The organism is Brevibacillus brevis (genome assembly GCF_022026395.1).
Taxonomy (GTDB): Bacteria; Bacillota; Bacilli; order Brevibacillales; family Brevibacillaceae; genus Brevibacillus.
In genome coordinates this window covers 2,846,508-2,860,903 of sequence record NZ_CP041767.1, presented here as the reverse complement: position 1 = coordinate 2,860,903, position 14,396 = coordinate 2,846,508, and the positions used below count along the sequence as shown (strand labels likewise).

The following is a 14,396-nucleotide window of genomic DNA, read 5'->3' as shown; positions in this document are numbered from 1 at the left end:
TTACGCCCCCTTCCTCTGGAGAATGACGCCTTGCGTGGTATGGATGTCGTTTACGCCGTCACCAATAGATACAAATTGCCCCTCTACCCCGGCTTCTTCCATGATCTCGGTCATCCATGCCTGGAACTCTTCTTGTCCCATTTCCCATTTATGATCGTCGTGGCGATAGCCTTCCAGCTCGTAGAACTGATTAAAATCCGCGTTGGGCGTTGTAATGATAAGATGGTCAAAATCCAATAGACTGCAGATTTGCTTAATGAGCGCTCGCGCTTCCTCTTTGCTCATATGCTCAATGACCTCAGTCAAAATGACATCTACCTGTTCACCGTTGTAATCCTGTAAAAACTGATCAAGCGAGCGGAACAAAATGAGATTCGAGATTTCTTTTTCCTCTGCCCTGCGTCTGACTACTTCCAATGATTGTTCATCGATATCGATGGCATAGTAATACTGTGGCAGCTTGGTAGCAAACGGAATCGCATAAAAGCCTTCTCCGCATCCGATATCCACAATCGATTTGGTAAAAGGAAGCTTACTCGCGATGTAGTTCCTTCTCTGCAAACCAGTGCTGCCATACTCCAATTGAATGGGGTAGCGGCTTGTCTTCTCGATCTCGGTCTTATACTTGCGATAGCGATCTCTGGTTGTCAGGAAGTTGCGTGCGAACAGGCTTCGTATGTAAAAAGGTGCGTCGATGACATGGATGCTTTTGATGTATTTATCCAGGATGTTATCGGATATATCGATGTACTCTTTTCCAAACATACTCAAGAATAGACAGAGCACGCTTACGACATGGAGAAGCTGATGCAGACTCGTTCTCGTTGTGATGGTCAGAGCGTAGCTTTTATCGGCGTGGTGCTTGAGTTCAAAGGTGAAATCCTTGAGGTGCTTCTCAAAAAAAGTCAGATAAAGCAGGCGTTCGATGTGTATCATGTTGATGAAAAAAACATGCTCATACCCTTCAGCATCCCGCTCGTCGTGTTGCTTCATCGAAGCGGAAAAAAATTCATTAATCGCATTTAACGGAAACAAGGGTGTATTGTACCGGGAGACATTCAAATATTCAAAATGCTCCTGTTCCGATTGTTTGTAGGAAACCTCATTTTCTGCATCTTTAAAGTAAACGTTGTATGTATCCGTATTGGAAAACCACCCGTAAGCGATGCCTTTTCGAATAGATCGTAAACTCAGCCCGGAATTTGGATTTTTCTTGATCATGAACGAAAAATCCGGGTTCTCTGAGCGTAGCTGAACAATGGCCATACGTTGTCTCACCTCTGGAAAAGAAGTATGAATATCTACTGACAATATTCGCCTTTCCATCCCATGCTGAACAGGGTAAAAGTATGGCGACTTCCCAAAAATGACAGGATTATTTGCTTCGAATTGCTGTTCTTGGTATAGTGAAATCCGCGATAACAAACCAGCGGGAGGTGCGTCAGATGCCTTATTTCAAGCCGATTGAGATCGCTCGCGAGCTACATATTAGCACGAGTGCTTTACGCCATTATGAATCTTGGGGAGTCGTTCCTGCTCCCGAACGTGCAGACAATGGCTATCGACTTTATACAGAGAGCCATCTTGCCTATTTTCGTTGCCTTCGCGCTATGTTCCCCGGCTTCGGTGTCGCCATCACCTGTGAAGTCCTTCGATTGATTCAAAAAGCAGATATGGATGCTGCCTTTTGGCTTGTGAATAAAGAACAGGCCACCCTCCAACAAGAGAAGGTCGCAGCAGACCAAACACTCGGACTTTTGGAAAATCTCGATGTCTCCTTGCCTTCTAACAAAAAGTGGCGAGATCGCATGACGATTGGTGAAGTCGCTGCTTACACAGGAGTCACCACGTCTGCGATTCGCCATTGGGAAAAAGAAGGCTTGCTCGTACTGCCACGAGATCCTGCGAATGGCTACCGCCAATTCACTCCCATGGATATTCGGAAGATTTTGCTTATCCGGACATTGCGCAATACGGTGTATTTTTTAACAAACATGAAAGAAATTGTACAAGCAGTAGAAAATCAAAGTATTGAGCAGGCCAAAAAAGTGACGACGAATGCGATTAGAAGCATTCACGATCGCAATCGCCATCAGATGTACGGAGTTAGGCGGTTGGTTGAATTGTGTGAGGTACTGAAGCTCGTGTGATTATCTCCCTGTAAAACGCGGTGGAGTTTTGTCTAAGAAAGCTTTGGTTCCTTCCCGAAAGTCTTCGGTGGATGCCACGAGTCCGAAATAGTCTGCGCCTAGAAGTGCGGACTCCTCTACTGTCAGGTTGCTTCCGCGGTGAATCGCGTCCCACGTCAGTTTCACTGCTAGCGGAGACTGAGACAAAATTTCCTGGAGAAGCTCCTCTGTTTCCGCCAGTAGCCGCTCACGCGAAACGACCCGATTTACCAGACCCATTCGATATGCTTCATCCGCATCTATCGCTGACCCTGTAAGAAGCAATTCCGCAGCTCGGCCTTTTCCTATTAGCCTAGGAAGTCTGGTTGTTCCACCAAAGCCCGCCACTGCTCCAATTCGTACCTCTGGATGTCCCATTTTGGCATGGTGAACCGCAATACGCAGCGTGCACGATTCGGCGATCTCAAGTCCCCCACCTAACGCATAGCCGTTCATTGCAGCAACGACTACTTTTCCCAACGATTCGATTTTACTGGTCACCGACACGGCCAACTGAGCAAAATTCCTAACTTCCAACGGTGTCGCCTGATGCAGATACGAAATGTCAGCGCCGGCCGAAAATGCTTTTTCTCCCGCCCCTGTAAGGATGATCGCTCTCACACTGGTATCGGTTTTGATCCTGTCCAAGATGGTCGAAAGCTGATTAAGGACATCTCGGTTCAAAGCATTCAATGCCTCTGGTCTGTTTAGCGTAAGGGTCACAATTCCTTTCTCATTTTTGTACAAAACAACCTCTTCAACGCTCATCTTTCCATCCTCCCATCGTTTTAGAAGCTACTGAATAAAAGCACTTTTCGACCAGGCAAACTTCTGGATGATACCTGCACACTTTGCTTTCCGAATCAAAAATCCCTTCTTTTTCCATACACAAAAAAAGGATGACCCCGGAGCTTCAACCACCGAAGCACCTTTGGTCATCCCCTATCTTATTTCTTTTCTACGGCATGCCCGCCAAATTCATTACGCAAGGCTGCGACCACTTTTCCGTGGAACGTATCCTCATCCAACGAACGGTACCGCATCAGCAAGGACATCGCAATCACGGGTGTGGCTGCCTGTAGATCCAGCGCGGTTTCCAGTGTCCATTTTCCTTCCCCGGAAGAGTGCATGACCCCACGGATTTCATCAAGCTTGGCGTCTTTTCGAAAAGCTCGCTCTGTCAAGTCCATCAGCCAGCCTCGAATGACGGAACCATTTGCCCACACGCGTGCGACCTCTGCAAAATCATAGTTATATTGGCTTTTCGCAAGTACCTCAAAACCTTCTCCAATCGCCTGCATCATGCCGTATTCGATTCCATTATGAATCATTTTCAAGAAGTGGCCGCTGCCCGCTTCCCCAGCATACAAATATCCGTTTTCAACGTTAATGTCGCGAACCATCGGCTCGATATACGTGAATGCTTCCCGATCTCCGCCAATCATCATGCATGCTCCGTGGCGCGCTCCCTCCATGCCTCCGCTCGTTCCTGCATCCATGAAGTGAATAGCTTTCTCTTTCAAGCGTGCATAGCGATCTAGCGATTGCTTGTAATGAGAGTTGCCACCGTCAATGACGATATCTCCTGCGGCAAGCAAGGTGGAGAGTTGATCAACCAGTTGATCCACAATCTCTCCTGCTGGTACCATCATCCATACTACGCGAGGTGTCGGCAGTTTCGCTACAGCGTCCTCCACCGAAAATGCCGGAATCGCGCCTTCATGACTCAACTCTTCTGCACGCGCAGAATCTACATCATACGCTACAACCTCATGCTGATGCGAAAGCAAATTCAGCGTGAGATTGTACCCCATTTTTCCTAATCCGAGGATCGCTAGTTTCATATCGTGTACGTCACTCCTTTTTTGGATCATATCCGTTACCACGTATTATAAGACAAAAATTTTCATCTTTCATCAAAAATGAAGAAAATTTTTTCGAACCTATGAAAAGGAGTCTGATTTTCCTTATACTATCAGTACAGATTCACAATGGAACGTTAGGAGGTACCTATTGATGAACGCTTCCACCCCGCATGCTCCGCGTGTTCTCACGCAATTACGCGCTATCTATACACAATTAAGCGGGAAAGAACAACAGATCGCCGACTATATTTTGGAGCATGCCAGTGAAATTATTCACTTCTCGATCACGGAGCTAGCCGATCAATGCCAGTGTGCAGATGCTACCGTATTTCGTCTGTGTCGCAGGCTTGGATTTCGCGGTTACCAAGCATTCAAGATCGCCTTGGCGAGTGAAGTCACAAATCCGAAGCAAACGATTCACCAAGAAATCAATCTCGACGACGATGACGTCAGTGCAATCGCTGAAAAAATTTTCACAGCGAATATCGAGACGATTCGTGATACGCAGCAGATTATCAATAAAGATGAGTTAATGAAAATCGTCTCCTGTTTGGAAAACGCTAGCCGGATCGAGTTTTATGGCTCGGGAGGCTCAGCTGTCATCGCACAGGACGCATACCACAAATTTATGCGGACAGGCATCCCTTGTCTCTATCATTCTGATGCCCACTATCAAGTGATGTCCGCCTCTCTGCTTACCGAGGGTGCTGTTGTCGTAGGCATCTCCCACTCTGGGTCCAACAAAGATATCTTGGCAGCCCTGCAGGTTGCCAAGGAAGCCGGAGCAAAAACAATCGGCATCACAAGCTATGGGAAATCCCCACTTGTTCGTCTGGCAGACATGTGCTTGTACACGACTTCACGCGAAACGGTATTTCGTACAGAAGCCCTGTCGTCCAGGCTTGCTCAGCTCAGTTTAATTGATCTGCTCTATGTAGCCGTATCCTTACGGCGGCAGGATGATACGATCGCCAATATCCAGCACATCCGCGAAGCCATCTCACTCAAACGCCTGTAAATCAGGCGTTTTTTCTTTTGCTTGCCTCCTCTTGCAACTTGTAGGTGAAAAATGCAAATCATACAAGCATCGTGTGAAATGTTTAATTACGAAATAATTTTTTTCTTAATGCTTAACAAATGAAAAAAATTTCGATATAATCGCGTTATCTCCACGACAACACGTTGAAAGCGTATTCAATTAGGGGTGACTTCTATGACGCAATCCTACTTTATCGGGCTTGATATCGGGACAACCAGTACCAAAGCAATTGTTTTCACTCCTTCCGGCGCCATCCGCGGTACGGGCAATATCGATTATCAGCTGCTCGTTCCCCAGCCGTCTTGGGCTGAGCAAGAGCCGGAGACGATTTTTGCTGCTGTCATTCAAGCATTGAAGCAAGCACTGGAGCATGCAGGCATTGCTAAAAGCGAGATCGGTGGTATTGGCTTCTCTACTGCCATGCACAGTTTGATCGCTGTCGATCCGAGTGGCAATCCCCTGACGAATAGCATTATCTGGGCTGATAATCGGAGCGTGGCACAGGCAGATCGATTAAAAGCCGACGGTGTCGGTCATCAGATTTACTTAGCGACGGGCACGCCCATCCATCCCATGTCTCCACTGCCCAAAATCATGTGGCTACGGGAGAACTTGCCAGATACGTTTCGGCGGGCTGCCAAGTTTATTTCGATCAAGGAGTATGTCATTTATCGGCTTTTTGGTGAGTATATCGTCGATTACTCCATTGCTTCTGCTATGGGGCTATTTAATCTGAGAAAGCTCGACTGGGATGAGGAGGCGCTGCGAGTCGCAGGCATTTCCAAGCATCATCTCAGTGAGCCTGTACCGACTACTCATATCCTGCGAGGAATGAAGATTCGTTATGCGGAAGAGATTGGGATCGATCCCGATACCCCTTTCGTTGTCGGTGCCAGCGATGGGGTTTTGGCAAACCTCGGCATTGGAGCTATTGACCCCGGACAAGTAGCCATCACGATTGGCACGAGTGGCGCAGTAAGAACGGTTGTTCCAGAGCCGATCACGGATCCAAAAGGACGGACTTTCTGCTACGTGCTGACGGAAAACCATTGGGTGATAGGTGGACCCTCGAACAATGGCGGGATCATGCTTCGCTGGTTCCGTGACGAATTCAGTTGGCCTGAAGTGGAAAAAGCCAAACAGCTCGGCGTTGATCCCTACGATGTCATGATCCAAGCTGCTGAGCATGTTCGAGCTGGTGCAGACGGGTTGCTCTTTCTCCCCTTTTTGTCGGGCGAACGAGCTCCGTACTGGAACGCACAAGCAAGAGGCTCCTTCTTCGGTATCGGCCTGCATCATAAGCGCGAGCATTTTATCCGAGCTGTTCTCGAAGGAATCTTGTTTAGCGTCTACAGCATTGGTATCGCCCTGCGTGATCTGGCAGGTGGAGCCAAGGAAATCCGAGCATCGGGTGGTTTCGCCCGCTCGCGGGAATGGCGGCAGATAATGTCCGATATGTTCGGGTATGAAGTGCTGATTCCGGAGAGTCATGAAAGCTCGAGCTTTGGTGCCGCTCTTCTGGCGATGCATGCATTGGGAGCGATGGATCAATTACAAGATGTGAAAAAGATGATTCATATTTCGCATCGCCACGAGCCTGATTTGGAACGATCCAGTGCTTATTTGGAGCTTTTCTATATATACGAGCGTGTTTACTACAACCTGCTGGAAGAGTACAAGCTGATAGCCGAATTCCAAAAGCGGTTAAACAACTAGAGACAACAACTAGGGAGGGTTCATCATGCCACTCGTCATTACACTGCTGTCCATTGTCTTCCTGCTCGTTCTCATTACTCGTTTCAAACTGAACCCATTTATCGCACTGTTATTGGCCGCTGGATTTGTGGGAATCGCATCCGGCATGCCGCTTGTAAAAGTTGTAGATTCAATCAAGGATGGGATGGGTGGCACTCTCGGTTTTATCGCGATTGTGCTGGCCTTGGGAACCATGCTTGGCAAAATGATGGCTGAATCTGGCGGTGCCGAACGCATTGCCCGTACGCTCATCAACCTCTTCGGTGAGAAAAACGTGCACTGGGCCATGATGTTCGTGGCATTTATTGTAGGGATTCCGGTATTTTTCCAGGTTGGTTTTGTGCTCTTGATTCCTCTCGTGTTTACGATTGCCAGACAAACAGGGGTCTCCCTTGTCAAAATCGGAATTCCGCTCGTAGCCGGCCTTTCCATCGTTCACGGGATCGTCCCGCCTCACCCTGCTGCTATGGCCGCTGTCGATCTGTTCCAGGCGGATGTCGGTAAAACGATTCTGCTCTCGATCATTGTCGCCCTGCCTTCCGCGATCATTGCAGGACCGATCTACGGCAGCTGGATTAGCAAACGAGTCAAGGCCAGCATCTCTCCAGAGCTCGCTTCCCAGTTGGCAGAACCAAAATCAGAGCGTGACTTGCCTAGCTTTGGGATTACCGTTTTCACCGTCTTGCTCCCTGTGCTGTTGATGTTGTCTGCAACCGTTGCGGATGTAACTCTGCCAAAAGAACATACGATTCGCCAATGGGCTGATTTTATTGGAAGCCCGATTACGTCTCTATTGATTGCCGTGAGTGTTTCCTTCTGGACGCTCGGGTTCAACCGTGGATTTACGAAAGACGATATTCTGAAATTCACAAATGATTGCTTGGCCCCAACCGCGACAATCTTGCTCGTCATCGGTGCAGGTGGCGCATTCAACAAAGTACTGCTGAACAGCGGTGTGGGTGACTATATTGCCGAGCTCGCTACGGCATCTGCGATCTCCCCTATTTTCCTGGGCTGGTTGATCGCGGCCCTGATCCGTGTGGCAACAGGCTCTGCGACCGTCTCCATGATGACAGCAGCCGGTATCGTAGGTCCGATCGCGTTGCAAATCCCTGGAACCAGCCCAGAGCTTTTGGTACTGGCGACTGGTTCTGGCTCCCTGATTCTGTCCCACGTAAACGATTCCGGGTTCTGGCTGATCAAAGAATACTTCAATATGTCTGTGCAAGACACGCTTAAAACATGGACAGTGATGGAGACCATTCTTTCTGTTGTGGCAATCATTCTGATCATGGGACTGTCCTATATCGTGTAGCACAAAATGAAAAACAGGTCTTTCCATCCATATCGTTGGAGGTAAGACCTGTTTTTGGTCTGGCTCGGTAACTTGCTACTTCATTCGTTTGGCAATCGGATGATCCTCATTCAGCTCCAGTAAATCCCACAGGTTGCCGTATAAATCCTGAAAGACTGCCACCATTCCATACGGCTGTTCTTTTGGCTCTCTCACAAATTGGATTCCTCTTCCGACCATCTCATGATAATCTCTCCAAAAATCGTCTGTGTTTAAAAAGAGAAAAACTCTCCCGCCAGCCTGATTCCCGATAAATGGCTCTTGCTCAGGTTTTGATGCTTTTGCAAGCAAGATTGTAGTTCCAACAGAACCAGGCGGAGATACGACAACCCACCGCTTTTCCTGTTCTGGCTGATACGTATCTTCCACTAAGGTAAAATGGAGCTTCTTGGTATAAAACTCAATGGCTTCATCATAATCTTTGACCACGAGCGCGATATGGACGATGGACTGAATCATAATCTGGGTACCACCCTTGAAGGTTTTTTTTGGAATGAAATGATAAGTTTGGGACACACTATGCCTTGGGGCTGCACGTTTGATATAGCAGAGCTTCCCAACACTAATCGAGGGAGTGACAATCTTGGCTACGAACAACGAACGCAATCACAACGATGCTGTTGGCAACGACGGAGCGAACATGACAGGCAATGGAGCTGGTGAAGCTGTAGGAACAGTTGGCGGTGCGGCTGTAGGTGCGGCTGTAGGCTCTATTTTAGGTCCTCTTGGTACCATTGCAGGTGCCGTTGCCGGGGGTGCACTTGGCAACAAAATGGGGGAAAATGTGTCGGCTGACGCCAATGACGCGTTTGGTGCTACAAATAATGATGCCAATAGAGACCGAACCGAATAAAACAAGCTTCTTCTATGTCTGACAAGATGGGGTGCAGGGGCAAACCTGCACCTCGTTCCACTAGCTGATGTAGAAAATAAGGCCTTTTTCTTGCTCTACTGCTCGCTTGAAAAATGCTTGAATGGATTGAAAATGATGATACATGTACGCAAAAAATCCTTCTGCTTCATCTCCCTCGTGAAGTGGGTACACATCGTTTTCCACCAAAGTAGGAAAATGGTACTTCTCTTTTAGAGCTGACTCGGACATATTGGCAATGGCCTCATACGCTGCTTTTACCTGTTCACTATGTAAATAGAATGCGCCAAACTCCCCGAATTCACCTGTTTGGTCCGTTAATAGAGGTACCACATAGCAAAAGGGAGGCTCTCCATCCATTAATTCTCCGCACAAAGTATAGGGAATGGCTTGCCAGGTTTTATCTATATCCAGCATATCCTCTTCTATCAGCTCTACGTCATATAAATCGATCGCTCCTGCAATCCATGAATCGATCATCTCGTCGTTTGCTATCATGTAATTGCCACACATGCCCATTGCGATCCCTCCTCTACCTTTTTACTCATCATCATAGCAGAGTTTCTTCCACTTCCCAATCCCCTACCACGTCGCATTGGCTACCAAAAGAAAAAGCCGACGACTCACATAATAAGTCATCGGCCAACTCCTTATTTCCCCACTGAAACAAAGGATTGCTCGCTGGCTTTCTTTTTCGATGCTTTGGCATCGCCTTTCTTCTGGCTCATTTCAAAAGCTGCCAATATTGCCTCTTGACGCTTCATGCCGGATTTCTCCAACTCCTCCATTGTGGTAACAATTTGCTTGTAATCTTTTGGAATGACTTTGACAAATTGTTGGACGGTACGTTCCCACTCATTGAGCAAAGCTTGTGCATGACGGCTGCCTGTGTGGCTGACGTGGTTTTCCAGCAAGCGTTTGACTCGAGCGATTTCCCGCTGATCTTCCAGTGTCTCTAGGAGTACCATTTCCTGATTGCACATCGCAGCAAACTTCTCTTTATCCTCGGCCAGTACGTAGGCAGTACCACCTGACATGCCTGCTGCAAAGTTTTTGCCAACGGGGCCGAGAACAACGACACGTCCTCCAGTCATATACTCGCAACCATGGTCACCTACTCCTTCAACCACTGCAGTCACGCCGCTGTTGCGAACGCAGAATCGCTCACCAGCCATCCCGTTGATATACGCCTCTCCAGAGGTCGCTCCGTAGAACGCAACGTTTCCGATAATCATGTTGTGCTCGGGAGCGAATTTGCTGTTTTTCGATGGTGCGACCGTTATTTTGCCGCCCGACAACCCTTTTCCTACGTAGTCGTTTGCATCTCCCTCAAGATGCAGCGTAATCCCACGTGGAACAAACGCCCCGAAGCTTTGACCTGCCGACCCAGTAAAATGCAGGCGGATGGTATCCTCCGGCAGACCATGCTCGCCAAAACGTTTGGTTACCTCGCTGCCCAAGATCGTACCAACCACACGATTCGTATTGGTGATGGCGAGCTTTGCCTCTACCTGCTGCTGTTTATTCAATGCTGGCTTGCACAGCTTGAGCAGCTTTTGACGATCCAGCGTTTCTTCGAGCTTGTGATCTTGGTTGCGCTGATGATAGCGGCCCACATCCTCGGAGACATCCGGTTGGAACAAGAGCGCAGACAAATCAATGTGCTTGGCTTTCCAATGTTCTTTTGCCGAATCACTCATCTTCAGGACATGGCTCTGACCGACCATCGACTCGATAGAGTGGTAGCCCAGCTCCGCCATGATCTCTCGAACTTCACGGGCAACGTGACGCATGAAATTCACGGCGTGCTGCGGGTCGCCTTTAAACCGTTTTCTCAGCTCGGGATTTTGTGTCGCCACACCCACTGGGCATGTATCGAGGTGGCATACGCGAGCCATGACACACCCTATCGAAACAAGTGGTGCCGTAGCGAAGCCGAATTCCTCCGCACCGAGTAAAGCTGCAATGACGACATCTCGTCCTGTCATCAGTTTGCCGTCTGTTTCCAGAACAACACGGTCGCGCAACTGGTTCAACAACAGCGTCTGATGTGTCTCAGCAAGACCGAGTTCCCATGGCAGTCCTGCGTGCTTGATACTTGATTTTGGGGAAGCGCCTGTGCCGCCATCGTGTCCACTGACCACAATGACATCTGCAAGACCTTTCGCCACACCAGCCGCAATCGTTCCGACTCCCGCCTTGGATACGAGCTTCACGCTGATTCGTGCTCGTGGATTCGCATTTTTCAAGTCAAAAATCAGCTGTGCCAAATCCTCAATCGAGTAAATATCATGATGAGGCGGCGGTGAAATGAGCCCAACTCCTGGCGTCGATCCGCGTACTTCGGCAATCCACGGGTAGACCTTGCTTCCTGGCAATTGACCGCCCTCGCCCGGCTTTGCTCCTTGTGCCATCTTGATCTGGATCTCAGAGGCATTGACCAAGTAATGACTGGATACGCCAAAGCGTCCGGATGCGACCTGCTTGATGGCACTGCGACGCAAATCTCCGTTTTCATCCATGATGTAGCGTGCCGAATCCTCGCCGCCTTCCCCGCTGTTGCTTTTCGCACCCAAGCGGTTCATGGCGATTGCTAAGGTCTCATGCGCTTCCTTGCTGAGAGAACCGTATGACATCGCCCCCGTTTTAAAACGATGAACAATGGAGTCAACAGATTCTACCTCGCTCAGCGGGATCGGTTGTCGGTTGGACTTGAAATCGAGCAAATGGCGTAGGGCTACGAATTGCTGGGCTGTGGCTTGCTCCGCATAAATTTTGTACTGCTCATAGCTGCCTTCCCGACAAGCTTTTTGCAAGGCATGAACTGTCTTCGGGTTGAACAGGTGGAACTCACCATCACGGCGGAACTGAAAATCGCTGCCTGCCTCCAATGCTTCCTCGGAATGCTCTGGCAAAAATGCTTTCGCATGACGTATCAATGTCTCTTGCGCAATCACATCCAGTCCAATCCCTGAAATCTGAGAAGGGGTACGGCTAAAATAGCGATCGATGACGGCAGAATGAATGCCCACCGCTTCAAAAATTTGTGCGCCACGGTAGCTCTGAATGGTCGAAATGCCCATCTTGGACATGACTTTTACGACACCTTCTACGGCTGTTTGCAGGTACACTTCGACTGCTTCGTCGCTTGTGATATCCTTCAGCTTAGCCGATACAGCCAGATGGTTTACCGTTGAGATAGCGACGTACGGATTGATCGCATCGACACCGTAACCAATCAGCATGGCAAACTGGTGTACATCACGCGGTTCACCGGATTCTATGATGATGCTCGCTTTGGTACGTGTCCCTGTGCGGACGAGATGATGGTGAAGTCCACTTCCAGCCAGCAAGGCAGGGATCGCAGCCAAATCTTGATTCATTCCGCGATCAGATAAAATCAGCAAGGTGTAACCGGCAGCAATCGCTTCATCTGCCGCAGCGAACAATTGATCAAGTGCCTGCTCTAGCTCCTGTTCGCCCCCTTGCGCCGGGAAGAGTGTCGACAATGTTTTTGCCTTGAACTCTTGGTGTGGATTCGCACGAAGCTTCGCCAGCTCTTGATTGGAGATCAACGGATTGGACAAACGAATTCTGCGGCAATTCCTCGCATCCGGTGCAAGCAGATTTCCTTCCGCGCCAAGCACAGTATGGGTCGATGTTACGCAAGCCTCTCGTAGTGCATCGATCGGCGGATTCGTGACTTGGGCGAATGATTGTTTGAAATAGTGGTACAAAAGCTGTGGGCGATCAGACAGTACCGCAAGTGGTGTGTCTACTCCCATCGAACCAATGGGATCTTTTTGTTCTGCCACCATCGGGACAAGTACCTTGTCGACTTCCTCCTGTGTATAGCCAAATGCTTTTTGATACGCAAGCAAGCTATCTCCTTGCAGCTCCTCCATGCGACCTGCTGCCGGCAAATCCTCGATCGCATACAGGTTGTTTTTCACCCACTCCCGATATGGCTGTTCGCTTGCGATTTTTTGCTTGATTTCCTCGTCAGCTACGATTCTGCCTTCTTCGAGGTCGACGAGCAGCATCCGTCCAGGACTCAGCCGTCCTTTCTGAACAATTGTTTCATCTGGTACTTCGAGAACTCCAACCTCCGATGAGAAAATGATGGTATCATCGGACGTCACATAGTATCTCGCTGGTCGCAAGCCATTTCGGTCGAGAATCGCGCCGATGTGTCTGCCATCGGTAAATGAAATAGCTGTTGGACCATCCCACGGCTCCATGAGGCAGCTATGGTACTCGTAAAAAGCTTTCTTATTTTCGTCGATCCGCTCATCCTGATCCCACGGTTCAGGAATCATCATCATCGCGACATGCGGCAAGGAACGGCCTGCCAACGAGAAAAACTCCACGCAGTTATCCAAAATCGCCGAATCACTGCCCGCCATATCAATGACTGGCACCACTTTTGCCAAATCAGCACCAAACGCCTCGGACTGGAACATTTTTTCACGAGCCATCATCCAGTTCATGTTTCCTTGCAAGGTGTTAATCTCCCCGTTGTGAATCAAATAACGATTCGGGTGCGCCCTCTCCCATGTTGGGAATGTGTTCGTGCTGAAACGCGAGTGAACGACGGAAAAGGCAGAAGTGTATGAATTATCTTTCAAATCGAGATAAAAAGCATCCAGTTGTCCTGGTGTGAGCAATCCTTTATAGACAATTGTGCGCGATGACATGGAAGCGGCGTAAAAATCAGCACCTGTTGCCTGTTCCACCTGCTTGCGAATGACGTACAGCTTCCGTTCAAATGCCATTTGGTCCTGTATATTCGAGCTGGCTCCGATAAATACTTGGCGGACATAAGGCTGACTCGCTACAGCCGTCTTACCAATTTTCGTAGAATCGACAGGAACGGTTCTCCAGCCAAGCAGCTTTTGTCCCTCTGCCGCAACAATCGCCTCCAGCTGATCTTCATACATTTGGCGTTTCGCTTCATTCATCGGAAGAAACAGCATACCTACACCGTATTTGCCTGGCGCCGGTAGCGTGATATTCAGCTCTTTACAGGTCTTTTTGAAAAAGGCGTGTGGTATTTGCGTTAAAATCCCTGCACCGTCTCCCGTTTCCGGATCACTGCCTTGACCGCCGCGGTGTTCCAGTTGGCACAGAATTTTCAGACCTTTCCGGACCATATCATGCGTCGATTTCGATTTCAAATTGGCAATAAAACCAATTCCGCAAGCGTCATGTTCAAAAATCGGATCGTACAGACCTTGCTTAGCAGGCATTCCTTGTGTCGTCATGTATCTCCACTCTCCTTGCTCTCTCTGGTATGTACATTTTAGATTGAGTGAAACGATACAAACAATATATAATTTATACA

The 14,396-nt window shown here is 48.7% G+C and carries 11 protein-coding genes; 5 read left to right on the top strand and 6 right to left on the bottom strand.

Annotated features, from left to right (window positions below):
• Positions 1-1,266 carry a class I SAM-dependent methyltransferase gene (locus tag FO446_RS14150; protein ID WP_221867005.1) on the bottom strand — a complete coding sequence of 422 codons (1,266 nt, stop codon included), beginning with the start codon at positions 1,264-1,266 and terminating at the stop codon, positions 1-3.
• Between the two features lie 179 nt (positions 1,267-1,445).
• Between FO446_RS14150 and FO446_RS14145 the strand changes: the two genes are divergently transcribed.
• Positions 1,446-2,150: a MerR family transcriptional regulator gene (locus FO446_RS14145; RefSeq protein WP_221867006.1), complete on the top strand. Its 705-nt coding sequence runs from the start codon at positions 1,446-1,448 to the stop codon at positions 2,148-2,150.
• Here FO446_RS14145 and FO446_RS14140 read toward each other — a convergent pair whose 3' ends face one another.
• Together FO446_RS14140 and gnd are read right to left on the bottom strand one after the other, a co-directional pair.
• Positions 2,151-2,936 (bottom strand): enoyl-CoA hydratase/isomerase family protein, encoded by a 786-nt coding sequence (locus FO446_RS14140; RefSeq protein ID WP_221867008.1) that lies wholly within the window; start codon positions 2,934-2,936, stop codon positions 2,151-2,153.
• A 179-nt stretch (positions 2,937-3,115) separates the two neighbouring features.
• Positions 3,116-4,012, bottom strand: coding sequence for a phosphogluconate dehydrogenase (NAD(+)-dependent, decarboxylating) (gene gnd, locus FO446_RS14135; RefSeq protein WP_221867009.1), 897 nt, complete (start codon positions 4,010-4,012; stop codon positions 3,116-3,118).
• A 172-nt stretch (positions 4,013-4,184) separates the two neighbouring features.
• Here gnd and FO446_RS14130 point away from each other — a divergent pair, with 172 nt between their 5' ends.
• The 3 genes from FO446_RS14130 to FO446_RS14120 all read left to right on the top strand — a co-directional run bounded on the left by FO446_RS14130 (position 4,185) and on the right by FO446_RS14120 (position 8,142).
• Positions 4,185-5,051, top strand: a complete 867-nt coding sequence (locus FO446_RS14130) for a MurR/RpiR family transcriptional regulator (RefSeq protein ID WP_088907452.1) — start codon at positions 4,185-4,187, stop codon at positions 5,049-5,051.
• Between the two features lie 195 nt (positions 5,052-5,246).
• A complete protein-coding gene (gntK, locus tag FO446_RS14125; RefSeq protein ID WP_221867010.1) occupies positions 5,247-6,788 on the top strand; it encodes a gluconokinase in 1,542 nt (513 codons plus the stop codon).
• Positions 6,789-6,813: 25 nt separating this feature from the next.
• The gene (locus FO446_RS14120; protein ID WP_221867011.1) at positions 6,814-8,142 is read left to right on the top strand and encodes a GntP family permease; all 1,329 of its coding nucleotides are present in this window, start codon (positions 6,814-6,816) and stop codon (positions 8,140-8,142) included.
• A 75-nt stretch (positions 8,143-8,217) separates the two neighbouring features.
• On the opposite strand, the gene FO446_RS14115 is transcribed toward FO446_RS14120, so the two are convergent.
• The gene (locus FO446_RS14115; protein ID WP_221867013.1) at positions 8,218-8,640 is read right to left on the bottom strand and encodes a VOC family protein; all 423 of its coding nucleotides are present in this window, start codon (positions 8,638-8,640) and stop codon (positions 8,218-8,220) included.
• A gap of 115 nt (positions 8,641-8,755) precedes the next feature.
• On the opposite strand from FO446_RS14115, the gene FO446_RS14110 reads away from it, so the two are divergent.
• Positions 8,756-9,034, top strand: coding sequence for a glycine zipper domain-containing protein (locus FO446_RS14110; RefSeq protein WP_370646631.1), 279 nt, complete (start codon positions 8,756-8,758; stop codon positions 9,032-9,034).
• A 60-nt stretch (positions 9,035-9,094) separates the two neighbouring features.
• Here the strand turns inward: FO446_RS14110 and FO446_RS14105 are convergent, their stop codons facing one another.
• Positions 9,095-9,571 carry a YfbM family protein gene (locus FO446_RS14105; RefSeq protein WP_173609298.1) on the bottom strand — a complete coding sequence of 159 codons (477 nt, stop codon included), beginning with the start codon at positions 9,569-9,571 and terminating at the stop codon, positions 9,095-9,097.
• A gap of 131 nt (positions 9,572-9,702) precedes the next feature.
• A complete protein-coding gene (gene gltB / locus FO446_RS14100; protein WP_237900919.1) occupies positions 9,703-14,316 on the bottom strand; it encodes a glutamate synthase large subunit in 4,614 nt (1,537 codons plus the stop codon).
• Positions 14,317-14,396 lie beyond the last annotated feature (80 nt).

Coding starts and splice junctions, on each gene's coding strand:
- FO446_RS14115 (WP_221867013.1), bottom strand. CDS start 8,640: ATGATTCAGTCCATCGTCCATATCGCGCTCGTGGTCAAAGATTATGAT.
- FO446_RS14150 (WP_221867005.1), bottom strand. CDS start 1,266: ATGGCCATTGTTCAGCTACGCTCAGAGAACCCGGATTTTTCGTTCATG.
- FO446_RS14130 (WP_088907452.1), top strand. CDS start 4,185: ATGAACGCTTCCACCCCGCATGCTCCGCGTGTTCTCACGCAATTACGC.
- FO446_RS14145 (WP_221867006.1), top strand. CDS start 1,446: ATGCCTTATTTCAAGCCGATTGAGATCGCTCGCGAGCTACATATTAGC.
- gnd (WP_221867009.1), bottom strand. CDS start 4,012: ATGAAACTAGCGATCCTCGGATTAGGAAAAATGGGGTACAATCTCACG.
- FO446_RS14105 (WP_173609298.1), bottom strand. CDS start 9,571: ATGGGCATGTGTGGCAATTACATGATAGCAAACGACGAGATGATCGAT.
- FO446_RS14120 (WP_221867011.1), top strand. CDS start 6,814: ATGCCACTCGTCATTACACTGCTGTCCATTGTCTTCCTGCTCGTTCTC.
- FO446_RS14140 (WP_221867008.1), bottom strand. CDS start 2,936: ATGAGCGTTGAAGAGGTTGTTTTGTACAAAAATGAGAAAGGAATTGTG.
- gltB (WP_237900919.1), bottom strand. CDS start 14,316: ATGACGACACAAGGAATGCCTGCTAAGCAAGGTCTGTACGATCCGATT.
- gntK (WP_221867010.1), top strand. CDS start 5,247: ATGACGCAATCCTACTTTATCGGGCTTGATATCGGGACAACCAGTACC.